Origin of the sequence: Spongiactinospora sp. 9N601 (assembly GCF_044326295.1) — a bacterium.
GTDB lineage: Bacteria > Actinomycetota > Actinomycetes > Streptosporangiales > Streptosporangiaceae > Spongiactinospora > Spongiactinospora gelatinilytica.
Genome location: NZ_JBIRBB010000011.1, coordinates 283,854 through 306,892 on the forward strand (window position 1 = coordinate 283,854; position 23,039 = coordinate 306,892).

Consider the following 23,039-nt stretch of genomic DNA (forward strand, 5'->3'; position numbering starts at 1 on the left):
CCGCCACCCGTGTTCGGGGTGGCGGGTGGCGCGCCGGACCGGCACAGGCCCTTCCGGGGGCTCGGAGAGGCCCGCTGGGCGGGCCGGGGCGCCACCGGCGCACGCCGGGCCCTTCAGGAGAACTCCCCGAGCGTGCGCTCGGCCTCCTCCAGCCAGGACCTACGGGCGGTCAGCGCGTCCTCGTGCTCCCTGACGTCCTTCTCCCGGCCCGCGGCGCGCGCCTGGGACAGGCGGGCCTCAAGCTGGTCGATGGAGCGGCGCAACTGGTTGACCGTGTCCTGTGCCCGGGCGCGGGCCTCGGGGTTGGAGCGCTTCCACTCCGCCTCCTCGGCCTTGCGCACCGCATCGTCCACCCGGCGCAGCCCGCCTTCGAGGCGGTCGCGCAGCTCGCGGGGCACCGGCCCGGCCGCCTCCCAGCGCTCCAGCAGGTGTCGCAGGGCGGCGCGGGCGGTGCGCGCGTCGGTCACCGGCAGGATCTTCTCGGCCTCGGCCAGCAACTGCTCCTTGACCTCGGCGTTCTCCCGCAGGGACGCGTCACGCTCGGCGAAGACCGCCGACCGCGCCTGGAAGAACTGGTCCTGGGCGCCCTTGAAGCGCGTCCACAGCTCCTCCTCGACCTCGCGGGAGGCCCGGCCGGCCGCCTTCCACTGGCGCATCAGCTCGCGGTAGGCGGCCGCGGTCGCCCCCCAGTCGGTGGAGCCGGCCAGGGCCTCGGCCTCGGCCACGATGCGGTCCTTCTCCGCGCGGATGCCCTCGCGCTGCTCGTCGAGCCCGGCGAAGTACACCTTGCGCCGCTTGGCGAACGCCGTGCGGGCCGCCGACAGCCGCTTCCACAGCGCCGCCTCGGTGACGCGGTCGATGCGGTCGGCGGCCTTCCACTCCTCGACGAGCTGGCGCAGCCGTTCGCCGCCGGACTTCCAGTGGGTGGTCTCGGTGGCGATCCGCTCGGCCTCGCCGACGATGCGCTCCTTGACCGACCGCGCCTCCGCGCGGGCCTGGTCGCGGGCCGCCTTGACCTCCTCGCGCCGCTTGGCCACCAGGTCGGTCAGGGTGTCCAGACGGGTCAGGAGGGTGTCGAGGTCGCCCACGGCGTGGGCGTCCGTGATCGCCTCGCGCAGCTTCGTGATGCCCGCCTCGGCCTGCGCGGGGGGCAGGTCGGTGCCACGTAGCCGCTGTTCGAGCAGCTCGACCTGGGTGGCGAGCTCCTCGAACTTGCGATGGAAGTAGGCCAGTGCCTCTTCGGGCTCACCGGCCTGCCAGGACCCGACGGCTCGCTCTCCCTCAGCCGTACGCACGTAGACGGTGCCGTCGTCGTCTACCCGGCCCCACGGGTCGGTGCTCACCGTGTCCTCCACTTGATAGTCCCTGACCTATGTGGCTATTACGTCAGCTCTTGCCAGAGATTGTCACGTCTTTGATTTGGACTTTCACCTTCGGGGCGGTGTTGTCCGCCAGGAACCCACCTTTGGCCACCTTGTCGAGGATGTCCATTCCCTTGCTGACGGTACCGAATGGGGTGTACTTCGGGGGGAGAGACTTGGTCTCGTCCCCGAAGATGAGGAAGAACTGGCTGCCGTTGGTGTTCTCGCCGCTGTTGGCCATCGCCACGACGCCCCTGCCGTAGGGCATGCCGCCCAGGTTCTCGTCGGCGAAGCTGTAGCCGGGACCGCCCTGGCCGTCCGTCGTCCCCTTGCCGTCGGCCGTGGCCTTCGGGTCGCCGCACTGCAGGATCGCCAGGCCGCCGGTCTCCGGGGTGACCAGCCGGTGGCAACTGGTGCCGTCGAAGTAGTCCTTGCTCGCCAGGAAGGCGAAGGAGTTGACCGTGCAGGGCGCCTTCATCGGCAGCATGTCCACGACGATCTCACCCTGGCTGGTGTTGAGAGCCATCTGGGTCGCGGTCAGATCGGGCTTGCTCGGGGGAGTGCCGACTTTCTTGGTCACCCCCTTGGCGTCCTCCGGATAGGAGCAGCTCACCTTCGTCGCGTCGAAGGGAGAGGGAGAGGGGCTGGACGCCGCCTGAGGCCGGGAATCGCCTCCGCCTATCAGCGTGACCGCGGCCACCACGCCCCCGATCACCACCACGACGCCGATCGTGGAGCCGATGACCGCGTTGCGCTTGGTCTTGGCCTGACGCTCGATCCGCCGTTGCATCTGACGCTCGTAGTGCTCACGCGCGAGCTGTCGCTGCCGCTCCTTGCCGGTTGCCACTGCCGTCCACCCTTCGAGTGTCACGCCGATGAACTAACTGAGGTGGGCGAATCGTATCGGCCAACACCTAATGGTTCGCAGCCCGGCGACCGGCACCGGTACCCTTCGGTTACATTCCCATCCGCATTCTTGACGAGATCAACTGAGGCAGATGCTGATCGCCGGCTTTCCCGCAGGGGCCTTCCAGGCCAACTGTTACGTCGTCGCTCCCGCCGCGGGCGAGGAGTGCGTGGTCATCGACCCTGGCCAGGACGCCGTCGGCGCCCTCGACGACGTCCTGCGCGAGCATCGGCTCAAGCCGGTCGCGGTGCTGCTCACCCACGGTCACATCGACCACGTGTGGTCGGTGGCGCCGGTGTGCGGGGCGCGTGACATTCCCGCCTGGATCCACCCCGAAGACCGCGAGCTGCTCAGCGACCCCGGCAAGGGCTTCTCGGCCGCCTCCGCGCAGATCTTCGGCGGGCTCACCCTGAGCGAGCCCGACGACGTGCGGGAGCTGGCCGACGGCGCGGTGATGGAACTGGCCGGCCTGTCGGTCACCGTCGACCACGCTCCGGGCCACACCCCGGGATCGGTCTGCTTCAGGCTCGCGGGGGAGCAGGTGATGTTCTCCGGCGACCTGCTGTTCCAAGGATCCATCGGCCGTACCGACCTGCCCGGCGGCGACTACCGGCAGATCCTGGCCAGCCTCGCCGGCAAGTGCCTCCCCCTGCCCGATGAGACGGTGGTCCTGCCCGGCCACGGACCACAGACCACGATCGGCCGGGAGCGCGCCGCCAACCCGTATCTGGCGGAGGCGGTGTCCCTCGCCGGTCCCACCAGGGGGATCTGAATGGCCTTCCAATCGCCCAAGGGCACCTTCGACTGGCTGCCGCCGCGCTCGGAGCGCGCGCTGCGGGTCCGCGAGGCCGTGTCCGCGCCCGCCCGCCGGGCCGGCTACGGCTACATCGAGACGCCGACCTTCGAGGACACCGCGCTGTTCGCCCGGGGGGTGGGCGAGTCCACCGACATCGTGTCCAAGGAGATGTACACCTTCGACGACAAGGGCGGCAGATCCATCACGCTGCGCCCGGAGGGCACCGCGCCGGTCGTGCGCGCGGTGCTCCAGCACGGCCTGCACAACGGCAGGCTGCCGGTCAAGCTGTGGTACTCGGGCAACAACTTCCGCTACGAGCGCGCCCAGCGCGGCCGCTACCGCCACTTCTCGCAGGTCGGCATCGAGGCCCTGGGCGCCGATGACCCGGTGCTCGACGCCGAGGTGATCCTGCTCGCCGCCGAGGGCTACGCCGCGCTCGGCCTGACCGGCGTCACCCTGCTGCTCAACACCCTGGGCTGCAAGGAGTGCCGCCCCGCCTACCGGGCGGCGCTGCAGGGCTTCCTGGCCGGCCTGGACCTGGACGAGCCGACCCGGCGGCGGGCCGAGATCAACCCGCTGCGCGTGCTCGACGACGGCCGGCCGGAGCTCCAGGCCAGGCTCGCCGCCGCACCGCTGGTCACCGACCACCTGTGCGAGACGTGCAAGGCCTACCACGAGGAGGTCCGCTCGCTGCTGTCGGCCATGGGGGTGGCCTACACCGACCAGCCCCGCCTGGTCCGCGGGCTCGACTACTACATGCGCACCACGTTCGAGTTCGTCCACGACGGGCTCGGCTCACAGTCGGCCGTCGGCGGCGGCGGCCGCTACGACGGGCTGAGCGAGATGATCGGCGGGCCGCCGCTGCCCGGGGTCGGCTGGGCCATCGGGGTCGACCGCACGGTCCTCGCCATGGAGGCCGAGGGGCTGTTCGGCGGCGAAGACCCGGCCGGGGGCGTCCCGGTCCAGGTGTACGGCGTGCCGCTCGGCGAGGAGGCGCGCCGCCGGATGTTCCGGCTGCTGGCCGAGATCCGCGCGGCCGGGCTGGTCGCCGACATGGCCTTCGGCGGCAAGGGCCTGAAGGGCGCCATGAAGGGCGCCGACCGCTCGGGCGCGCGGTTCGCGCTCATCCTGGGCGAGCGCGACCTGGCGGCGCAGGCCGTACAGGTGAAGGACCTGACCACCGCGGAGCAGACCGAGGTGCCGCTGGCCCAGGTCGTCCACGTCTTGAAAGGGAAGATTCAGTGATCCGCACGCATACGGCCGGCTCGCTCCGCAGGGAGCACGCGGGCCGGCAGGTGACGCTGGCCGGATGGGTGGCCCGTCGCCGTGACCACGGCGGCGTCGTCTTCATCGACCTGCGCGACGCCTCGGGCAGCGCCCAGGTCGTGTTCAGGGAAGACGAGGTCGCCCACGACCTGCGCTCCGAATACTGCCTGCGGGTGGTCGGTCAGGTGCGCGTGCGGCCCGAGGGCAACGAGAACCCCGACCTGCCCACCGGCGAGGTCGAGGTCGTGGCCGACGAGGTGGTGGTGCTCAGCGAGGCGGCGCCGCTGCCCTTCCCCATCGAGGGCGGCACGGGGGTCTCTGAGGAGGCCCGGCTGAAGTACCGCTACCTCGACATCCGCCGCCCGCAGGTGGCCGAGGCGCTGCGCATCCGCTCCAAGGCCACCTACCTGGCCCACCAGGTGATGGACGAGCACGGGTTCGTCTACGTCGAGACGCCCTCGCTCACCCGTTCCACGCCCGAGGGCGCCCGCGACTTCCTGGTGCCGGTCCGCCTGCAGCCCGGCCACTGGTACGCGCTGCCGCAGTCCCCGCAGCTCTTCAAGCAGCTTCTGATGGTCTCCGGGCTGGAGCGCTACTACCAGCTCGCCAAGTGCTACCGCGACGAGGACCTGCGCGCCGACCGGCAGCCCGAGTTCACCCAGATCGACGTGGAGATGTCCTTCGTCGACCAGGACGACGTGATCGCGCTGGGCGAGGCGCTGGTCGGGCGGCTGTGGAAGGAGATCGCCGGTCACGAGCTGCCCACGCCGCTGCCCCGGATGACCTACGCCGACGCCATGGCCCGCTACGGCTCCGACAAGCCCGACCTGCGCTTCGGCTGCGAGCTGGTGGACATGACCGGATACTTCTCCGGCACCTCCTTCCGGGTCTTCCAGGCCCCCTACGTCGGCGCCGTGGTGATGCCGGGCGGGGCCGGGCAGACCCGCCGGGAGCTGGACGCCTGGCAGGACTGGGCCAAGGCCCGCGGCGCCAGGGGCCTCGCCTACGTGCTCGTGCAGCAGGACGGCACCCTGAGCGGGCCGGTGGCCAAGAACCTCTCAGAGGCCGAGCTGGCGGGCCTGGCGGGCCAGACCGGGGCACGGCCGGGCGACGCCGTCTTCTTCGCGGCGGGCAAGCCCTCCGATTCGCGTGAGCTGCTCGGCGCGGCCCGCCTGGAGATCGGCCGTCGCTGCGGGCTGATCGACGAGTCGCAGTGGTCGTTCCTGTGGGTCGTGGACGCCCCCATGTTCGAAGACGACGGCGAGGGCGGCTGGACGGCCGTCCACCACCCCTTCACCGGCCCCAAGCCCGAGTGGGCCGACAACTTCCAAGACCACCCGGCCGAGGCCCTGGCCTACGCCTACGACATGGTCTGCAACGGCATGGAGATCGGCGGCGGCTCCATCCGTATCCACCGGGCCGAGATGCAGCAGCGGGTCTTCGACGTGCTGGGCATCTCCAAGGAGGAGGCGGAGAGCAAGTTCGGGTTCCTGCTGGAGGCGTTCAAGTACGGCCCGCCGCCGCACGGCGGCATCGCCTACGGCTGGGACCGCATCTGCATGCTGCTGGCCGGCGGCGAGTCGATCCGGGACGTGATCGCCTTCCCCAAGACCGCCTCCGGCTTCGACCCGCTGACCGGCGCGCCCACCCCGATCACCGCCGACCAGCGCAAGGAGGCCGGCGTGGACGCCCGCCCGCGCGAGGAGGAGGGCGCCGCGACCGCGTGACGGCCCGCGGCCCCCGCTGACGACGGAAGGCCGCCGCCCCTCACCGGGGCGGCGGCCTTCCGCATCGCGTCCGCTACCTGGCCAGGCGCAGGTCCTTCACGATGACCGGGAGTTTGGGGGCGTGCGAGCCGCCCTCGTCCCGGGCGTCCCCCTCGTTGGTGATCCAGCCACCCCTGACGATCTTGTCGATCACGTCCATCCCCTTGCTGACCTTGCCGAACGGCGTGTAGGCCGGCTGGGCGTCGAGAGCCGTCGTGTCATTGGCGTAGGAGATGGCGAACTGGCTGCCGTTGGAGTTGGCGTCCTCGGCGCCCTGCGCCATGAACACCGTGCCCCGGTCGTAGGACATCCCGCCGAGGTTCTCGTCGTTGAAGAGGTAGCCGCTGCCGCCCGCGCCGTCCGTCTTGGACTTGCCGTCCCCCTTGGCGAACGGGTCGCCGCACTGGAGCAGCGCCAGGCCGGTGGTGGCGGGCGCGGCCAGCCGGTGACACCGGGTGCCGTCGAAGAAGTTCTTCTTGGCCAGGTGGGCGAAGGAGTTGACCGTGCAGGGCGCCTTGTCGGTTACCAGATCGATGACGATGTCGCCCTGGTTGGTCTCGATCGTCATGGTCTTCCACTTCAGGTTGGGCTTGCTCGGCGGCCTGCCCACGTCCTTGGCCGGGCTCCCGCTGTCGTCCTTGCGGTATTCGCAGGTGCCCGGCTTGCCGCCGGCGGTCGGGCCGATGGACGGAGTGGTCACCGGCGTCGAGGGCGATGGGGACTTCGCGGCGGTGGTCGCCGCCTTGCCCGCGTCGCCCCCGCCGAGCAGCGTCATGGCGGCGATGACCCCGCCCGCCACGACCACGACTCCGATCCCCGCCCCGACGGTGACGTTCCGCTTCGCCCTCGCGCTCGCCCTGCGCTCCTCGGCGGCCCGCTGAGCCTGCCGCTGTTTGTGCTGCTGCGCCAGCTCGCTCTGACGGTCGTCGCCGCTCACCGCTGTTTCCTCCAGGATGGATTGCTTGACGTACAACTCGGCGAATCGTACCGGCCCTGAGATGTGGAATACGTAAGAGCCGCAATTTGCCCGATGTGCCGGAGAGATCCGGGAGACCGGGAACCGATGGCGGCCCTGCATCCGTATTGCTGGAAACGGCCTGTACACCACGGCGCACTCACCGTGTCCCCGCTCGCACCAGGAGCAGTCGCATGTTCGAACAGCTTTTCGGCCTCCCGGCCCACCCCCTGATCATCCACGCCGCGGTCGTCCTGGCCCCGCTGGCCGCGCTCCTCAGCGCCGCCTACGCGCTGGTCACCGCCTGGCGCCCGCGGCTCGGCTGGGCCGTGGTGGCGCTGTCCATCGCCGCCCCCGCGTCCGTGTTCGCCGCCAGGCAGAGCGGCCTGGCGCTGAAGGACCACCTGTTCCCCGACGGCGTCCCCGGCCCGATGGCCGCGACCATCGGCGACCACGAGGGCTTCGCCACACCGCTGCTGTGGACCACCACGGGGCTCGGCCTGGCCGGGCTGCTGATGGTCCTCGCCGGGCCGCGGCTGGGCAAGGTCCCCGCGGCGGCGCTGTCCGGCGTGACCGTGCTGCTCGCCCTGGCGGCCGGCTTCTACGTGATCCGCGCCGGTCACACGGGCGCGATCGCCGTCTGGGGCTGACCGCGAGGAGCGCGGACGCCGGTAGGCTGCTGCCAGTGGACAGTCTGTTCGATTCGGCGGCAGAGGAGGCGCATCGCGGGCAGGAGCCGCTCGCGGTGCGCATGCGTCCGCGCACCCTCGACGAGGTGCTGGGCCAGCGTCATCTGCTCGGCCAGGGCACCCCCCTGCGCCGGCTGGTGGAGAGCGAGGCGCCCATGTCGCTCTTCCTGTGGGGGCCGCCGGGCACCGGCAAGACCACCCTCGCCTACGTCGTCGCGGGCGTCACCAAGCGCCGCTTCATCGAGGTCTCCGCCGTCTCGGCCGGGGTCAAGGACGTACGCGCCGCCATCGACTCGGCGCGGCGCGAGCTGGGCATGACCGGGCGGCAGACGGTCCTGTTCGTCGATGAGGTCCACCGCTTCAACAAGGCCCAGCAGGACGCCCTGCTGCCCGCGGTGGAGAACCGATGGGTCACCTTCATCGGCGCCACCACCGAAAACCCGTTCTTCTCCGTCATCTCGCCGCTGCTGTCCCGCTCGCTGCTGCTCACCTTGGAGTCGCTGTCCGACGACGACGTGCGCGCGGTGCTGGAGCGTGCCGTCGGCGACCCGCGCGGCCTCGACGGCCGGGCCCGCCTCGCGCCCGAGGCGCTGGACCAGCTCGTACGGCTGGCCGGCGGCGACGCCCGCCGCTCCCTCACCTACCTTGAGGCCGCCGCCCTGCTGGCCGACGACATCACCGTCGAGGTCGTCGAACGCGCGGTGGACAAGGCGGCGGTCCGCTACGACCGCCAGGGCGACCAGCACTACGACGTGATCAGCGCCTTCATCAAGTCGATGCGCGGCTCCGACGCCGACGCCGCGCTGCACTACCTGGCCCGCATGGTGGAGGCCGGGGAGGACCCGCGGTTCATCGCCAGGCGCATCGTCATCTTCGCCTCCGAAGACGTCGGCATGGCCGACCCCACCTGCTTGCAGGTCGCGGTTGCCGCGGCGCAGGCGGTGGAGTTCATCGGCCTGCCCGAGGGCCGGCTCAACCTGGCCCAGGCGGTGATCCACTGCGCGCTCGCGCCGAAGTCCAACGCCGTGATCAAGGCCATCGGCGAAGCCTGCGCGGACGTCTCGCGGGGGTCGATCGGCCAGGTCCCCGTCCACCTGCGCGACGCGCACTACCCGGGGGCCGGCAAGCTCGGCCACGGGCAGGGCTACAAGTACCCGCACGACTTCGAGCACGGCCTGGTCCGCCAGGACTACGCCCCCGCCGAGCTGCGCGACCGCCGCTACTACGAGCCGACCTCCCACGGCGCCGAGGCCGGGTTCGCCGACCGCTGGGCCAGGATCCGCGCCTTCCTGCGGGGTGGCGGTCAGGGGTGATCCGGCCGGAGCCGTACCATCGACGGATAGGCGCCGGGGTGTCGTCCCGGCACGATAGGGTCTTTCCACTCCGCTCGACAGTGAGCCGGGTCGCCAACGAGGGGATCTGAACCACAGATGCTTACCGCGGGAGAGGTCGCGGGCCTGGTGGTCGCCATGTTCTGGGCGATCCTGGTCTGCTTTCTTGCCATGGTGCTCGTCAAGGTCGCCCGGTTGCTGAACGAGACCACCAAGATGGTCTCCGAGCTGGGCGACCGGGTCGCGCCGCTGCTCGACGACGTCACGGCCACCGTCGGCGAGGCCAACCGGCGGCTCGTCGCCGTCGAGGCCATCTCCACCGACGTCAAGCAGGTCAGCGGTCACCTCGCGCGGCTCAGCGCCATCGCCTCCACACTGGTCACCGGCCCGCTGATCAAGGTCTCCGCGCTCGGCCACGGGGTGCGCCGCGCCGCCGCCGCGCGCCGCGATCCGCACCGGCGGCCCCTGGAGGCAGGGCGGCGGCGGCGATGATCCGCAGGCTGTTCTACCTCTCCCTGGGCGCGCTCGCCGCCGTCTGGGTGATGCGCAGGCTGCGCGCCCTGCAACCCGACCACATCGCGCACCGCGCCGCCGGCCGGGTCACCGGTGCCATGGCCGGGCTGCGCGACTTCGCCGGCGACGCCATGGAGGCGGCGGCCAAGCGCGAGATCGAGCTTCGGGCCGAATACGGCCTGGACACGGGCATCGACCCGACCCTCCCTGCAAACCACTACCTGAAGGACGGCCGCTGACATGGAGTCGGCAGAGATCGCCCGCCGCTTCCTGCGCTTCTTCGAGGAGCGTGGGCACACCATCGTGCCCTCGGCCGGCCTGGTCGCCGAGGACCCGACGCTGCTGCTCGTCAACGCGGGCATGGTGCCGTTCAAGCCCTACTTCCTCGGCCAGCGCAAGCCCCCCGCCAACCGGCTCACCACCGCCCAGAAGTGCGTCCGCACCCCCGACATCGACGAGGTCGGCAAGACCACCAGGCACGCCACCTTCTTCCAGATGCTCGGCAACTTCTCCTTCGGCGACTACTTCAAGGACGGGGCCATCCCGTTCGCCTGGGAGCTGCTGACCCGCTCGGAGTCCGACGGCGGCTTCGCCTTCCCCGAAGAGCGGCTGTGGGTCACCGTCTACGAAGACGACGACGAGGCCGTCGCGCTGTGGCACGGCAAGGTCGGCGTCCCGATGGAGCGCATCCAGCGCCGCGGGCTGGCCGACAACTACTGGCACATGGGCGTTCCCGGCCCGGGTGGTCCCTGCTCGGAGATCTACTACGACCGCGGCCCCGAGTACGGCCGTGAGGGCGGCCCGGTCGCCGACGAGAACCGCTACCTCGAAGTGTGGAACCTCGTCTTCATGCAGGCGCAGCTCTCCGAGGTGCGCACCAAGATCGACTTCGACGTACAGGGCGAACTGCCGGCCAAGAACATCGACACCGGCATGGGCCTTGAGCGCATGGCGGCGATCCTGCAGGGCGTCGACAACATCTACGAGATCGACACCACCTACAAGATCCTGGACCGCGCGGCCGACCTCACCCGCACCCGCTACGGCCGCGACCCGCGCGCCGACGTCAGCCTGCGCGTGGTCGCCGACCATGTCCGCACCGGCACGATGCTGGTCGCCGACGGGGTGATGCCGGGCAACGAGGGCCGCGGCTACGTGCTGCGCCGCATCCTGCGCCGCTCGATCCGCAACCTGCGGCTGCTCGGCTCCGGCGACGAGCGCTACATGCACGAGCTGACCGCGGTCGCGATCGACGTCATGGGGCGCCAGTACCCCGAGCTGGTGGCCGACGCCCCGCAGATCCACGGCGTGATCGACGCCGAGGAGGCGTCCTTCCTGGGCACGCTGCGCACCGGCACCGCGATCTTCGACGTGGCGGTGGAGGAGACCAAGCGCAAGGGCGGCCAGGTGCTGGCCGGCACTCAGGCGTTCCAGCTCCACGACACCTACGGCTTCCCGATCGACCTCACCTTGGAGATGGCCGCCGAGCAGGGCCTGAAGGTGGATGAGGAGGGCTTCCGCCGGCTGATGCGCGAGCAGCGGGAGCGGGCCAAGGCCGACGCCGCCGCGAAGAAGACCGGCAACGCCGACATCTCCGTGCTCGGCCGGCTCCTGGAGCGCGCGGGCCAGGTCGAGTTCCTGGGCTATGACCAGACGGTGGCCGAGAGCGAGGTCGCCGGCATCATGATCGACGGTGCCGCGGTGCCGGCCGCGGGCGCCGGCACGACCGTCGAGATCGTGCTGAGCCGCACCCCGTTCTACGCCGAGGGCGGTGGCCAGCTCGCCGACCAGGGCGTCATCCGCACCGCCGGGGCCGAGGTCGACATCGTGGACGTGCAGTCCCCGCTCGCCGGGCTGATCGTGCACCGGGGCAAGGTGCGCACCGGCGAGGTCCGGGTGGGCGACCAGGCCCAGGCCGAGATCGACGTCGAGCGCCGCCGCGCCATCTCGCGCAGCCACACCGCCACCCACCTGGTGCACCGCGGCTTCCGCAACGCGCTCGGCGAGTCGGCCGCGCAGGCCGGGTCGGAAAACTCCCCTGGCCGCTTCCGGTTCGACTTCACCGCGGCGGGCGCGGTGCCGCCCAGCGTGCTGCGCGACGTCGAGGACGAGGTCAACGCCGTCCTGATCAACGACCTGGCGGTCAACGCGTTCTACACCACCCAGCGCGAGGCGCGGGCGATGGGCGCGCTGGCGCTGTTCGGCGAGAAGTACGGCGACGAGGTGCGCATCGTCGAGGTCGGCGACTACTCCCGCGAGCTGTGCGGCGGCACCCACGTGGCCAGTTCCGGCCACCTCGGGCTGGTCAAGGTGCTCGGCGAGTCGTCCATCGGCGCGGGTGTGCGCCGGGTGGAGGCCCTGGTGGGGCTGGACGCCTTCCGTTTCCTGGCCCGCGAGAGCGTGCTGGTCGCCCAGCTCAGCGAGCAGCTCAAGGCCCGCAGGGAAGAGCTGCCCGAGCGGGTCGAGGGCATCGTCGGGCGGCTGCGCGCCGCGGAGAAGGAGCTTGAGCGCCTGCGCTCGGCGCAGGTGCTCGCGGTGGCGGGTGAGCTGGCCGCGGGGGCGGCCGACGTCAGCGGCGCGTCCGTGGTGACCCACCGGGCGCCCGACGGCACCTCCGCCGACGACCTGCGCAAGCTGACGCTGGACGTGCGGGGCAGGTTCCCCGCCGACCGCGCCGCCGTCGTGGTGATCGCGGGCGTGCCCGCCGAGCGTCCGGTGGTGGTGGCCGCGGTCAACGAGCAGGGCCGCGCGCTCGGCCTGTCCGCGGGCCGCCTGGTCGGCGTGGCCGCCAAGGAGCTCGGCGGCGGGGGCGGCGGCAAGGACGACGTGGCCCAGGGCGGCGGAGCCCGCCCCGAGTCCATCGGCGACGCCCTCCACGCGGTGCGCTCCGCGGTGGCCCAGCGACTCGCGTGAGCGAAAGCAGGCGCGCCGTGTGCCACGATCCGGCGGCCGGGGGGCCGGAGGCACACGGTGCGTCCGTCTACGGACGGGGATCTTTCACCTGTGCCTGTGGCACGCGGCCCTGCACACGGGGCGCTTTCCCTCGTACGCACGCCACACGGCCCTGCACGCGGCGGGGTCCCACCCGTACACGCGGTACGCGGCCTGGCGCGCGGGGGAGTTGCGCCTGCGTGTGCGGTGTGTGGGCTTGTGAGGGTGTCGTGCGGGGGGCGCGATGAGGCGCGGTGTACGGCTGGGTGTCGACGTGGGGGCGGTCCGGGTCGGGGTGGCGCGGAGTGATCCCTCCGGGTTGCTGGCCACTCCGGTGGAGACCGTGCGTGCGGGCAAGGGCGACCTGGCCCGCATCGCGGAGATCGCCGCCGAGTACGAGGCCATCGAGATCGTGGTGGGGTTGCCCACCTCGCTGTCCGGCCGGGCCGGTAAGGCGGCAGAGCTGGCGACGGCCTTCGCCCGGCGGCTCGCCGTACGTCTGGCGCCGCTGCCGGTGCGGTTGTTCGACGAGCGGCTGACCACGGTGACCGCGCAGCGCGACCTGCGCGCGAGTGGAGTGCGCGCCAAGAGCCAGCGCGAGGTGGTGGATCAGGCCGCCGCCGTCGTGCTGTTGCAGGCCGCCCTGGACGCCGAGCGGGCCGCGGGCCGGCCGCCCGGCAGGCCCGTCGAGACGAGGTCCGGAGGCGCCCCTCGTTGACGCTATCCATCGTCCATAACACTTTTCCGAACTATGGACTATCGGCGGTTCCTGCGGGAAATTTCCCGGGGAAGGCACCTTCGTGACGGCCTCGGATCCAGACAAGGGTGTTCGGCAGGGGGTACGGGCATGGCCCAGCCAGGCTAGAATCACGAAATTTCCTGACAAAGAGAGCGAGTCTGTGAGATACCGGGAAGAGTCGCAGAATTACCTCGGGACGAATTGATGTCCGGTGGGATACCCCCCATCCCGTCGGGGCAGCCGAGCGTACCCGGCACTCCGGGACACCGTTCCGGCCGGCTCGGCCTCGCTACCGGTTCGGCTGATCTGCTTGACGCCGGGCCGTCCGTACCGGGAGATTGGCCAGCGCACCTATGAACGATCTCGATATGGACTTCCTGCTCGGCACCGATGACGACGACGAGCGGTCGCGACGCCGCGGCCGATCCTCCTCAGGGCGTGGGCGCAGGCGCGGCCGGCGTCGCCGGCGTCGCCGTAACCGCGGCGGCTTCCTGGCGCCGATGCTGGCAGTGATCATCTTGCTCGGCATCATCGGCGGCGGTGGCTACTACGGCTACCAGTGGCTGAACGACGTAATGGTGCCCGACGACTTCGTCGGCAAGGGCACCGGCGAAATCGTGGTGGAGGTGCGCCAGGGCGCGAGCGCCGCCGAGATCGCCGATCTCCTGGAGAAGCAGGGCATCGTGGCCAGCGCGCGGGCGTTCACCAACGCCGCCGACGCGGCCGGCAAGAGCGGCTCCCTGCAGCCCGGTGAGTACAAGATGCGCAAGCGCATGGCCGCCGCGGAGGCGGTCACGCTGCTCGACCCCTCCAAGCGGCTGCTGGCCAAGATCACCATCAGGGAGGGCCTGCGCGTCTCCCAGATCCTCGACGAGCTGTCCAAGCGGACGAAGATCCCGGTGGAGGAGTTCGAGGCCGCCGCCAAGACGCTCGAGCTGCCGCGCGCCGCGAAGGGCAAGCTGGAGGGCTACGCGTTCCCGGCGACCTACGAGATCACGCCGAAGACGACGCCGACCGAGATCCTTTCGGCGATGGTGGACCGCTACGGGGCCGCCGCCGAGCAGGCCGGCATGCAGGAGGCGGCCAAGGAGCTCAGGCTGACCCAGCACCAACTGCTCACCATCGCCAGCATCGTGCAGGCCGAGTCCGGACGGGCGTCCGACATGCCGAAGGTCGCCAAGGTGATCTACAACCGGCTGGCCCAGAAGATGCCCCTGCAGATGGACAGCACCACCATGTACGGCCTGAACAAGTACGGCATCGCCGCCAGCAACGCCGACCTGAAGAGCAAGTCGCCCTACAACACCTACCAGATCAACGGTCTGCCGCCCGGGCCGATCAGCAACCCCGGCGACCACGCCATCCAGGCGGCGCTCAACCCGGCGGACGGCGACTGGCTCTACTTCGTCACCACCGACCCCAAGCAGGGCATCACCAAGTTCACCACGAACTACGATGAGTTCCTGCGGTTCAAGAGCGAATTCGAGAAGAACTACCAGGGCGGATGACACAGGCACCCGGTACGGCGAGGGCGGCGGTGCTCGGCTCCCCGATCGCCCATTCGCTCTCGCCCGTCCTGCACCGGGCGGCCTACGCGGCGCTCGGCCTGTCCGGCTGGAGCTACCAGGCGATCGAGTGCGATGAGGCGGAGCTGCCCGGCCTGCTGGCGGGGCTCGGCCCGGAGTGGGCGGGGTTGTCGCTGACCATGCCGCTCAAGCGGGCCGTCCTGCCGCTCCTGGACTCGGTCTCCGAGCTGGCCGTCGAGGTGGGCGGGGTGAACACCGTCCTGTTCGACGGGGGCGGGGGCAGGCACGGCGACAACACCGACGTCCACGGCATCGTGGCGGCATTGGGGGAGGCGGGCGTGCGCGCCCCCGGTTCGGCGGCGGTCCTCGGCGGCGGGGCCACCGCGGCCTCCGCGCTGGCCGCCCTGCGCGACCTCGGGCTGGACACCGCCACGCTGGTGGTCCGTGACCCCGGCCGCGCGGCGGACACGCTGCGGGTCGCCGAACGGCTCGGCGTCAAGCTGTCGGTGCGGGGCTTCGACGCGCTGCCCGACGCCGCCGCGACCGACCTGGTGATCAGCACGCTGCCCTCCGGGGCGGCCGACCGGATGGCCGGCGCGCTGGCCGGGGTGCCGGCGCTGCTCGACGTGGCCTACTCCCCGTGGCCGACCGCGGCGGCGGAGACGGTGGCCGCCAAGGGCGGCACCGTGGTGAGCGGCTTCGCCATGCTGCTCCACCAGGCGGTGCGCCAGGTGGAGCTGATGACGGGCCGTGGCGACGTGCCCGTTGCGGCGATGCGCGCCGCGGGCGAGGCGGAGCTGGCGCGCCGCGCCGCGGGATGATTCTGCGGCCCGCGCGCGTTGTGATAACGTAAGTACTCGATCGGTCCGGCATGCCTGCCGGATGCGCAAGCGGAGGTCTTCCTCCCACCTGACCGGCCATACGGCCAGCGGGTCAAGGATCACACCGGATTCGAGTTCCGGAGGGCCTAGCAGGCCCGGTGGCCCCGCATGCGCGACGTGCGGGGCATTTCGTATCGCCAGCGAATGGCGCCACGGTATGGACCCCGGCACGATCGAGCACGTGGCGGCCGCCCGGAGGCGGCCGAGGATCGTAAACCTAGGAGGTCCCATCAGCGCCGAACCCCGCATCAACGAGCGTATCCGCGTACCCGAGGTCCGCCTCGTCGGTCCCAACGGTGAGCAGGTCGGCATCGTCTCCATCCACGATGCGCTGAAGCTGGCCCAGGAGGCCGACCTGGATCTGGTGGAGGTCGCGGCTACCGCTCGGCCGCCTGTGTGCAAGCTCATGGACTACGGAAAGTTCAAGTACGAGTCCGCGATGAAGGCGCGCGAGGCGCGCCGCAACCAGGCGCACACGATCATCAAGGAGATCAAGCTCCGGCCGAAGATCGACCCGCACGACTACGAGACCAAGAAGGGTCACGTCGTGCGCTTCCTCAAGGCGGGGGACAAGGTCAAGGTCACGATCATGTTCAGGGGCCGTGAGCAGTCCCGGCCCGAGCTCGGCTCCCGGCTGCTGCGGCGGCTGGCGGAGGACGTGACGGAGCTGGGCTTCGTCGAGTCGCAGCCGAAGCAGGACGGCCGTAACATGATCATGGTGATCGGGCCGCACAAGAAGAAGGCCGAGGCCAAGGCCGAAAAGGCCGCCGCCAAGGCCCGACGCGGCGATGACGCGGCGAACGAGGCTGTCGAGGAAGGTTAGCCGCCGGTAGGCCCCTTCGCAGGGGCCTCGGCCGCCGACCAAGCCGAGACCGGTACGGTCTCGATGTCAGGCATGCCCTTGACTCGGGTGACCGGCCCGGGGCATCGGCACGAGGAACGAGGGAGAGACGGCTGCCATGCCGAAGATGAAGACGCACAGCGGTGCCAAGAAGCGGTTCCGGATGACCGGATCCGGCAAGATCATCCGTCGCCGGGCCAACCGCGCGCACTACAACGAGCACAAGCCGTCCACCCTGACCCGGCGTCTCGCTCCCGACGTGGTCATGTCCGCCGCGGACACCAAGAAGATCAAGAAGCTGCTCGCCAAGTAAGCGATTCCCGGGGAGATAGATACAGATGGCACGCGTGAAGCGGGCGCTCAACGCCAAGAAGAAGCGCCGGGTCGTTCTCGAACGGGCGAGCGGTTACCGGGGTCAGCGGTCGCGCCTGTACCGCAAGGCCAAGGAGCAGATGCTCCACTCGATGACCTACGCCTACCGCGACCGCAAGGATCGCAAGGGCCAGTTCCGGCGGCTGTGGATCCAGCGGATCAACGCCGCGGCCCGGCAGAACGGCATCACCTACAATCGGTTCATCCAGGGCCTGAAGCTCGCGGGCATCGAGGTCGACCGCAAGATCCTCGCGGATCTCGCCGTCACCGACGCCCAGACCTTCGCGACGCTGGTCGAGGCCGCGCGCAAGGCGCTGCCCGCCGACGTCAACGCGCCGGTCGCCTGACGGCGCCACCGTCCGCCGTGATCGCGCGGCTCCGCGCGGACCCCGATCCGAGGGTTCGCGCGGCCGTGAGGTCACGGCGGTTTCGTATGTACCGACCTGTTCGTCCCAGTGGCGGGAGAGCGCGATGGCCACGTCCGAGCTGACCAGCATCAGGTCACAGAAGGTGAAGGCGGCCAGGCGACTGGCCAAACGGGCCTTCCGCGACCGCGACCGGGCGTTCCTGGCCGAGGGACCGCAGGCGGTGCGCGAGGCGCTGCGCCTGCCCGGCGTCACCATCGAGCTGTTCGCCACGGCCGACGCCGGGTCCAGGCACCCGGAGATCATGGCCGACGCCGCGGCGGCGGGCGTACCGGTCCACCTGGCCAGCGGCGAGGTCATGGCCGAGCTGGCCCAGACGGTGACCCCGCAGGGCGTGCTCGCGGTGTGCCGGCTGCTGCACGTGCCGCTGACCGAGGCCGTGCGTTCGGACGCCCGGCTGGTCGCCGTGCTGGCGCACGTCCGCGACCCCGGCAACGCGGGCACCGTGCTGCGCACGGCCGACGCCGCGGGGGCCGACGCGGTGGTGTTCACCGACGCCTCGGTGGACCCCTACAACGGCAAGTGCGTCCGGGCCAGCGCGGGCAGCCTGTTCCATCTGCCGGTCGTCACCGGCGAGCCGTTCGCGCGCGCCGTGGCCCGGCTTCGCGAGAGCGGGCTGCGGGTGCTCGCCGCGGACGGCGCGGGCGAGCGCACGCTCGACGACGTGGACCTGTCCGGGCCGACCGCGTGGGTCTTCGGGAACGAGGCGTGGGGCCTGCCCGAAGAGATCCTCGCCGAGGCCGACGAGGTGGTCCGCGTGCCCATCTACGGGGGTGCGGAAAGTCTCAATCTCGCGACCGCCGCAGCGGTGTGTTTGTACGCATCTGCCCGGGCTCAGCGGGAAAAGTGAGGCTGCCGTAGGGGGCCGGAAACCCGCTATTGTCGCCTTGTAGGTCGAGGAGGCGGGGTCGTTGCAGGGCGAGAACACCGATACGCCGCACCCTGGTGCCGCATGCCCGGTCAGCGCCGACGAGCTGCCCGACGGCCTGATCGTCATCGACCACGAGGGCCTGATCCTGCTGGTCAACCGGGCGGCGGCGCGGCTCACCGGCGTGCGGCCCGAGGCGGCGGTCGGCAGCGACATCCGCGACATGTTCCCCTTCAAAGACCCCGACGGGCGCGAGTGGTGGAAGTGGCTCGACCCCGCGGGCGGGCTGCGCACCCGCACCCGCCAGCCCGAGTGCTACGTCCAGGTCCCCGGCGGCCAGGAGCTGCTGCTCGCCGCCCGGCTGGTACGCGAGCCCGAGCGCGGCGGCGAGGTCGTCCGGGTGGTGGTGACCCTGCGCGACGCGGGCGCCCGCGCCCGCCTGGAGCGCAGCAGGGCCGACCTGGTCTCGACCGTGGCCCACGAGCTGCGCTCCCCGCTGACCAGCGTGAAGGGGTTCACCGCCACGCTGCTGGCCAAATGGTCCCGCTTCACCGACGACCAGAAGCGCGTCATGCTGGAGACCGTCAACTCCGACGCCGACCGGGTCACCCGGCTGATCACCGAGCTGCTCGACGTGTCCCGCATCGAGTCCGGCCGGCTTCAGTTGCACCGGCAGGTGGTGGACATCCCGGCGCGGGTCCGGCGGCTGATCGCCGGGCGGGTGGCGGCCGGTGAGCGGGACGGCCGGTTCCGGCTGCACGTGGAGGGCGAGCTCCCCGAGACCTGGCTCGACCAGGACAAGATCGATCAAATCCTGGCGAACCTGCTGGAAAACGCCGTGCGGCACGGACGCGGTACGGTGACAATAGTCGTGGAACCGATCGAGTGGGGAGTGGCCGTGTCCGTCCGGGACGAAGGCGAGGGCATCGCGCCCGAGCTGGCCACGCGCGTGTTCCGGCAGTTCTGGCGGGGGCAGGGCCGCCGCCGCGGCGGCACCGGGCTCGGCCTGTTCATCGTCAAGGGTCTCGTGGAGGCGCACGGCGGCACGATCACCGTGCAGCGTGCCCCGGAGGGTGGCGCGGATTTCCGATTTACCGTGCCCACCGGCAGGCCCGACTTCGCCTGACCGAACCCGCGGTCGTCCTCCCGGTGGGCTCCAGCGCGGAAAGCACTAGACTCGTGCCGCTCAAGCCCTGAATCGGAGCTCTGTCTTGTCAAACTACGACCCGGTCGAGGTAACCCCGCTGCACGCCGATGAGGTGGCGCGCATGCGGGACGATGCCCTGGCCGCCATCAAGGCGGCCGGCGACCTCGACGAACTCAAGAAGGTACGGCTGGCGCACGCCGGCGACCGGTCCCTGATCGCCCTCGCCAACCGGGAGATCGGCGCGCTGCCCCCACAGGCGCGCGCCGAGGCGGGCAAGCGCGTGGGCGTGGCCCGCAAGGCGGTCGCCGAGGCGCTCGCCGCCCGCCAGGCCGAGCTCACCGACGAGCGCGACGAGCGCGTCCTGGTCGAGGAGGCCGTTGACGTCACCCTGCCGTGGGACCGCCTGCCACGCGGCGCCAGGCACCCGCTGACCACGCTGCAAGAGCGGGTCGCCGACGTCTTCGTGGCCATGGGCTACGAGGTCGCCGAGGGGCCGGAGCTGGAGGGCGAGTGGTTCAACTTCGACGCCCTCAACATCGCGCCCGACCACCCCGCGCGCTCCGACCACGACACCTTCTTCGTGGAATCGGTCGACTCGGGCAAGGTGTTGCGCACGCAGACCTCGCCGATGCAGGTCAGGGCGCTGCTCGCGCGCGGTGTGCCGTGCTACGTGATCTCGCCGGGCAAGGTGTTCCGCACCGACGAGCTCGACGTCACGCACACCCCGGTGTTCCACCAGATCGAGGGGATCGCCGTGGACGAGGGCCTGACGATGGGCCACCTGAAGGGCACCCTCGACCGGTTCGCCGAGGTGATGTTCGGCGAGGGCATGACGACCCGGTTCCGGCCCAACTACTTCCCCTTCACCGAGCCGTCCGCCGAGATGGACCTCAAGTGTTTCGTGTGCCGGGGCGCCTCCGCGGTCCCGGGCGGCCCGCCGTGCCGCACCTGCAAGTCCGAGGGCTGGATCGAGTGGGGCGGCTGCGGCATGGTCAACCCGCGGGTGCTGGTCGCCTGCGGCGTCGACCCCAAGCGCTACTCCGGGTTCGCGTTCGGCATGGGCGTCGAGCGCACCCTGATGTTCCGGCACAACGCCGAGGACATGCGTGACATGGTCGAGGGAGACGTGCGGTTCACGCTCCCGTTCGGGATGGAGGTCTGATGAGGGTCCCGCTCTCCTGGCTGCGGGAGTTCGTCGACCTGCCCGCGGTCACCGCGCACGAGATCGCCGACCGGCTCACCGCCGCCGGGCTGAAGCTGGAGTCGATCACCGCCTACGGCCACGAGATCAAGAACGTCGTGGTCGGCGAGGTCCTCGACATCGAGGAGCTGACCGGGTTCAACAAGCCGGTGCGCTACTGCCAGGTCGAGGTGGGTGAGGCCGCGCCGCGCGGCATCATCTGCGGCGCGTCCAACTTCTCGGTCGGTGACCGGGTTCCGGTGGCGCTGCCGGGCGCGGTGCTGCCCGGCGGGTTCGAGATCGGCGCGCGCAAGACGTACGGCAGGCTCTCCGACGGCATGATCTGCTCGGAGCAGGAGCTGGCCATCGCCGAGACCTCCGCGGGCATCCTGGTCCTGTCGCCCGGCTCGCCGATCGGCGCCGACGTGGTGGAACTGCTGTCCCTGCGCGATGAGGTCATTGAGCTGGAGGTCACCCCCGACCGCGGATACGCCCTGTCCATCCGGGGCGTGGCGCGCGAGGCGGCGACCGCCTTCGGCGTGCCGTTCCGCGACCCGGCCGACCTCGACCTGCCGGCCTCGGCGGATTCCGGTTACCCGGCCTCCATCGCCGACCCCACCGCCTGCGACCGGTTCGTGCTGCGCGAGGTCGGCGGCTTCGACCCGGCCGCGCCCAGCCCGCTGTGGATGCGCATCCGGCTGCTGCGAGCCGGCATGCGCCCGGTGTCGCTGGCCGTCGATGTCACCAACTACGTGATGCTGGAGCTCGGCCAGCCGCTGCACGCCTTCGACCGCACCCGGCTGACCGGCGAGATCGTGGTACGCCGGGCCCGCGAGGGCGAGACGCTGGAGACGCTCGACCACGTCGTGCGCAAGCTGCACACCGACGACATCCTGATCACTGACGAGTCGGGCGCGATCTCGATGGCCGGCACCATGGGCGGCCTGGAGACGGAGATCTCCGACGGTTCCACCGAGCTGGTGATCGAGGCGGCGCACTTCTCGGCCACCGGTACCGCCCGCATGTCCCGCAGGCACGGCCTGGTCAGCGAGGCGTCCCGGCGCTTCGAGCGCGGCGTGGACCGCGAGCTGCCGCTGTACGCCTCCTGGCGTGCCGTCCGGCTGCTGGTCGAGCTGGGCGGCGGTACGGCGGGCCCTGGTGTGACCCACGCCTCGATCGACGTCGAGCCGGTCAGGATCACCATCCCGGCCTCCTACCCGGGGCGGGTGGCCGGTCTGAGCTACCCGCGCGAGGCCGTCATCCGGCGGCTGGAGCAGGTCGGCTGCACCGTCGCCGAGGGCGCCGACCCGCAGGGCGGCGGCGGGCCGGTGACCGGTACCGGCACCGTGACCGGCGGCGACCTGCGCGAGCAGCTCGACGTGAGCGGCACGGAGACCGACCTGCTGACGGTCACCCCGCCCACCTGGCGGCTGGACCTCACCGACCCCAACGACCTGGCCGAAGAGGTCATCCGGCTGGAGGGCTACCAGCGCCTGGACTCCGTGCTCCCGGCCGCCCCGGCGGGCGGCGGGCTCACCGAGGGGCAGCGGCTGCGCCGCCGCGCCGGGCGGGCGCTGGCCGCGGCCGGATACGTCGAGGTGCTGGCCTACCCGTTCATGGGCCAGCGCGACCTCGACAACCTGCGGCTGGCCGCCGACGACCCACGCCGGTCGGCGGTGCGGCTGGCCAACCCGCTCAGCGAGGACGAGCCGCTGCTGCGCACCACGCTGCTGCCCGGCCTGCTGAAGACGCTGGTCCGCAATGCCGGCAGGGGAGCGGGCGATGTGACGCTGTTCGAGAACGGGCTGGTCTACCGGCCCGCTCCCGGCGCGCCCGCCACCGCTCCGGTCCTCGGCGTGGACCGCAGGCCCACCGCCGATGAGCTGGCCAGGATCGAGGCGGCGCTGCCCGCGCAGCCCTACCGCGTCGCCGCCGTGCTGGCCGGCGAGTTCGAGCGGTCCGGCTGGTGGGGGCCCGGCCGCCCGGCGACCTGGGCCGACGCCATCGAGGCGGCGCGGATCGTGGTGCGCGAGGCCGGGTTCGAGCCGGTGGTGGCCGCCGCCACGCACGAGCCGTGGCACCCGGGCCGCTGCGCGTCCGTCCACGTCGGCGACGTGCTGATCGGGCACGCCGGCGAGCTGCACCCGAGGGTCGCCGAGGCGTACGGCCTGCCGCCGCGCACCTGCGCCATGGAACTGGAGCTGAGCCGCCTGGAGAGCGCGATGAGCGGCCTGGCCCAGGCTCCCACGGTGTCGTCCTACCCGGTCGCCACCCAGGACGTCGCGCTCATCGTGCCCGCCGCCACCCCGGTGGCGGACGTGGAGGCGGTGCTCCGCGAGGGGGCGGGGGAGCTGCTGGAGTCCATCCGGCTGTTCGACGTCTACACCGGGGCCCAGGTCGGCGAGGGCGGCAAGTCGCTCGCGTACGCCCTGCGCTTCCGGGCCCCCGACCGCACCCTGACCGTCGAGGAGACCAGCGCGGCCCGCGACGCCGCTGTTGCGCTGGCCGCCGAGCGGCTCGGGGCCCGGCTGCGAGGTTCGTGAGC

The 23,039-nt window shown here is 71.5% G+C and carries 21 protein-coding genes; 18 read left to right on the forward strand and 3 right to left on the reverse strand.

Features of this window, described 5'->3' with window-relative positions:
• Nucleotides 1–113 precede the first annotated feature (113 nt).
• Both ACH34R_RS27010 and ACH34R_RS27015 read right to left on the reverse strand, forming a co-directional pair.
• Complete coding sequence (locus ACH34R_RS27010; RefSeq protein ID WP_397564318.1) at nucleotides 114–1,343, reverse strand: DUF349 domain-containing protein; 1,230 nt, start codon at nucleotides 1,341–1,343, stop codon at nucleotides 114–116.
• A 43-nt stretch (nucleotides 1,344–1,386) separates the two neighbouring features.
• Nucleotides 1,387–2,208, reverse strand: a complete 822-nt coding sequence (locus ACH34R_RS27015; RefSeq protein ID WP_397564319.1) for a peptidylprolyl isomerase — start codon at nucleotides 2,206–2,208, stop codon at nucleotides 1,387–1,389.
• Nucleotides 2,209–2,359: 151 nt separating this feature from the next.
• On the opposite strand from ACH34R_RS27015, the gene ACH34R_RS27020 reads away from it, so the two are divergent.
• From ACH34R_RS27020 to aspS, 3 genes are read left to right on the forward strand one after another with little or no spacing between them, the layout of a single operon-like run.
• On the forward strand, nucleotides 2,360–3,040 hold the full coding sequence (locus ACH34R_RS27020; protein WP_397564320.1) for an MBL fold metallo-hydrolase: 681 nt from the start codon (nucleotides 2,360–2,362) through the stop codon (nucleotides 3,038–3,040).
• Nucleotides 3,041–4,309: a histidine--tRNA ligase gene (gene hisS / locus ACH34R_RS27025; RefSeq protein ID WP_397564321.1), complete on the forward strand. Its 1,269-nt coding sequence runs from the start codon at nucleotides 3,041–3,043 to the stop codon at nucleotides 4,307–4,309.
• On the forward strand, nucleotides 4,306–6,057 hold the full coding sequence (aspS, locus tag ACH34R_RS27030; protein ID WP_397564322.1) for an aspartate--tRNA ligase: 1,752 nt from the start codon (nucleotides 4,306–4,308) through the stop codon (nucleotides 6,055–6,057). The genes hisS and aspS overlap by 4 nt, the downstream gene beginning before the upstream one ends.
• 73 nt (nucleotides 6,058–6,130) lie before the next feature.
• On the opposite strand, the gene ACH34R_RS27035 is transcribed toward aspS, so the two are convergent.
• Nucleotides 6,131–7,033 (reverse strand): peptidylprolyl isomerase, encoded by a 903-nt coding sequence (locus ACH34R_RS27035; RefSeq protein WP_397564323.1) that lies wholly within the window; start codon nucleotides 7,031–7,033, stop codon nucleotides 6,131–6,133.
• A gap of 212 nt (nucleotides 7,034–7,245) precedes the next feature.
• On the opposite strand from ACH34R_RS27035, the gene ACH34R_RS27040 reads away from it, so the two are divergent.
• From ACH34R_RS27040 to ACH34R_RS27110, 15 genes are all read left to right on the forward strand, one after another.
• Entirely contained in the window at nucleotides 7,246–7,701 is a 456-nt protein-coding gene (locus tag ACH34R_RS27040) for a DUF2231 domain-containing protein (protein ID WP_397564324.1), read from the forward strand.
• Between the two features lie 35 nt (nucleotides 7,702–7,736).
• Nucleotides 7,737–9,053, forward strand: a complete 1,317-nt coding sequence (locus ACH34R_RS27045) for a replication-associated recombination protein A (RefSeq protein ID WP_397564325.1) — start codon at nucleotides 7,737–7,739, stop codon at nucleotides 9,051–9,053.
• Between the two features lie 117 nt (nucleotides 9,054–9,170).
• Entirely contained in the window at nucleotides 9,171–9,563 is a 393-nt protein-coding gene (locus ACH34R_RS27050) for a DUF948 domain-containing protein (RefSeq protein ID WP_397564326.1), read from the forward strand.
• Nucleotides 9,560–9,823, forward strand: a complete 264-nt coding sequence (locus ACH34R_RS27055; protein WP_111166688.1) for a hypothetical protein — start codon at nucleotides 9,560–9,562, stop codon at nucleotides 9,821–9,823. Before ACH34R_RS27050 ends, ACH34R_RS27055 begins: the two co-directional genes overlap by 4 nt.
• 1 nt (nucleotide 9,824) lies before the next feature.
• Nucleotides 9,825–12,497, forward strand: coding sequence for an alanine--tRNA ligase (gene alaS / locus ACH34R_RS27060; protein ID WP_397564327.1), 2,673 nt, complete (start codon nucleotides 9,825–9,827; stop codon nucleotides 12,495–12,497).
• A gap of 262 nt (nucleotides 12,498–12,759) precedes the next feature.
• The gene (gene ruvX, locus ACH34R_RS27065; RefSeq protein WP_397564328.1) at nucleotides 12,760–13,233 is read left to right on the forward strand and encodes a Holliday junction resolvase RuvX; all 474 of its coding nucleotides are present in this window, start codon (nucleotides 12,760–12,762) and stop codon (nucleotides 13,231–13,233) included.
• Between the two features lie 374 nt (nucleotides 13,234–13,607).
• The gene (gene mltG, locus ACH34R_RS27070; RefSeq protein WP_397564329.1) at nucleotides 13,608–14,762 is read left to right on the forward strand and encodes an endolytic transglycosylase MltG; all 1,155 of its coding nucleotides are present in this window, start codon (nucleotides 13,608–13,610) and stop codon (nucleotides 14,760–14,762) included.
• Nucleotides 14,759–15,601 (forward strand): shikimate dehydrogenase, encoded by an 843-nt coding sequence (locus tag ACH34R_RS27075; RefSeq protein WP_397564330.1) that lies wholly within the window; start codon nucleotides 14,759–14,761, stop codon nucleotides 15,599–15,601. The genes mltG and ACH34R_RS27075 overlap by 4 nt, the downstream gene beginning before the upstream one ends.
• Nucleotides 15,602–15,818: 217 nt before the next feature.
• Nucleotides 15,819–16,484, forward strand: coding sequence for a translation initiation factor IF-3 (gene infC, locus ACH34R_RS27080; RefSeq protein WP_199536879.1), 666 nt, complete (start codon nucleotides 15,819–15,821; stop codon nucleotides 16,482–16,484).
• 136 nt (nucleotides 16,485–16,620) lie between these two features.
• The gene (gene rpmI, locus ACH34R_RS27085) at nucleotides 16,621–16,815 is read left to right on the forward strand and encodes a 50S ribosomal protein L35 (protein WP_111167197.1); all 195 of its coding nucleotides are present in this window, start codon (nucleotides 16,621–16,623) and stop codon (nucleotides 16,813–16,815) included.
• 25 nt (nucleotides 16,816–16,840) lie between these two features.
• Nucleotides 16,841–17,221 carry a 50S ribosomal protein L20 gene (gene rplT / locus ACH34R_RS27090; protein WP_397564331.1) on the forward strand — a complete coding sequence of 127 codons (381 nt, stop codon included), beginning with the start codon at nucleotides 16,841–16,843 and terminating at the stop codon, nucleotides 17,219–17,221.
• 124 nt (nucleotides 17,222–17,345) lie between these two features.
• Nucleotides 17,346–18,149, forward strand: coding sequence for a TrmH family RNA methyltransferase (locus ACH34R_RS27095; RefSeq protein ID WP_397564332.1), 804 nt, complete (start codon nucleotides 17,346–17,348; stop codon nucleotides 18,147–18,149).
• Nucleotides 18,150–18,210: 61 nt separating this feature from the next.
• Nucleotides 18,211–19,293 carry an ATP-binding protein gene (locus ACH34R_RS27100; RefSeq protein ID WP_397564333.1) on the forward strand — a complete coding sequence of 361 codons (1,083 nt, stop codon included), beginning with the start codon at nucleotides 18,211–18,213 and terminating at the stop codon, nucleotides 19,291–19,293.
• Nucleotides 19,294–19,435: 142 nt separating this feature from the next.
• The gene (gene pheS / locus ACH34R_RS27105; protein WP_397564351.1) at nucleotides 19,436–20,476 is read left to right on the forward strand and encodes a phenylalanine--tRNA ligase subunit alpha; all 1,041 of its coding nucleotides are present in this window, start codon (nucleotides 19,436–19,438) and stop codon (nucleotides 20,474–20,476) included.
• A complete protein-coding gene (locus ACH34R_RS27110; RefSeq protein ID WP_397564334.1) occupies nucleotides 20,476–23,037 on the forward strand; it encodes a phenylalanine--tRNA ligase subunit beta in 2,562 nt (853 codons plus the stop codon). The genes pheS and ACH34R_RS27110 overlap by 1 nt, the downstream gene beginning before the upstream one ends.
• The last annotated feature ends 2 nt before the right edge of the window (nucleotides 23,038–23,039 follow it).

Bases quoted from the DNA above. Each gene is read 5' to 3' on its own strand.
- ACH34R_RS27020 (WP_397564320.1), top strand. From the start codon at position 2,360: ATGCTGATCGCCGGCTTTCCCGCAGGGGCCTTCCAGGCCAACTGTTAC.
- hisS (WP_397564321.1), top strand. From the start codon at position 3,041: ATGGCCTTCCAATCGCCCAAGGGCACCTTCGACTGGCTGCCGCCGCGC.
- ACH34R_RS27040 (WP_397564324.1), top strand. From the start codon at position 7,246: ATGTTCGAACAGCTTTTCGGCCTCCCGGCCCACCCCCTGATCATCCAC.
- ACH34R_RS27050 (WP_397564326.1), top strand. From the start codon at position 9,171: ATGCTTACCGCGGGAGAGGTCGCGGGCCTGGTGGTCGCCATGTTCTGG.
- ACH34R_RS27055 (WP_111166688.1), top strand. From the start codon at position 9,560: ATGATCCGCAGGCTGTTCTACCTCTCCCTGGGCGCGCTCGCCGCCGTC.
- alaS (WP_397564327.1), top strand. From the start codon at position 9,825: ATGGAGTCGGCAGAGATCGCCCGCCGCTTCCTGCGCTTCTTCGAGGAG.
- ruvX (WP_397564328.1), top strand. From the start codon at position 12,760: ATGAGGCGCGGTGTACGGCTGGGTGTCGACGTGGGGGCGGTCCGGGTC.
- mltG (WP_397564329.1), top strand. From the start codon at position 13,608: ATGAACGATCTCGATATGGACTTCCTGCTCGGCACCGATGACGACGAC.
- ACH34R_RS27075 (WP_397564330.1), top strand. From the start codon at position 14,759: ATGACACAGGCACCCGGTACGGCGAGGGCGGCGGTGCTCGGCTCCCCG.
- infC (WP_199536879.1), top strand. From the start codon at position 15,819: ATGGACCCCGGCACGATCGAGCACGTGGCGGCCGCCCGGAGGCGGCCG.
- rpmI (WP_111167197.1), top strand. From the start codon at position 16,621: ATGCCGAAGATGAAGACGCACAGCGGTGCCAAGAAGCGGTTCCGGATG.
- rplT (WP_397564331.1), top strand. From the start codon at position 16,841: ATGGCACGCGTGAAGCGGGCGCTCAACGCCAAGAAGAAGCGCCGGGTC.
- ACH34R_RS27095 (WP_397564332.1), top strand. From the start codon at position 17,346: ATGGCCACGTCCGAGCTGACCAGCATCAGGTCACAGAAGGTGAAGGCG.
- pheS (WP_397564351.1), top strand. From the start codon at position 19,436: ATGCGGGACGATGCCCTGGCCGCCATCAAGGCGGCCGGCGACCTCGAC.
- ACH34R_RS27110 (WP_397564334.1), top strand. From the start codon at position 20,476: ATGAGGGTCCCGCTCTCCTGGCTGCGGGAGTTCGTCGACCTGCCCGCG.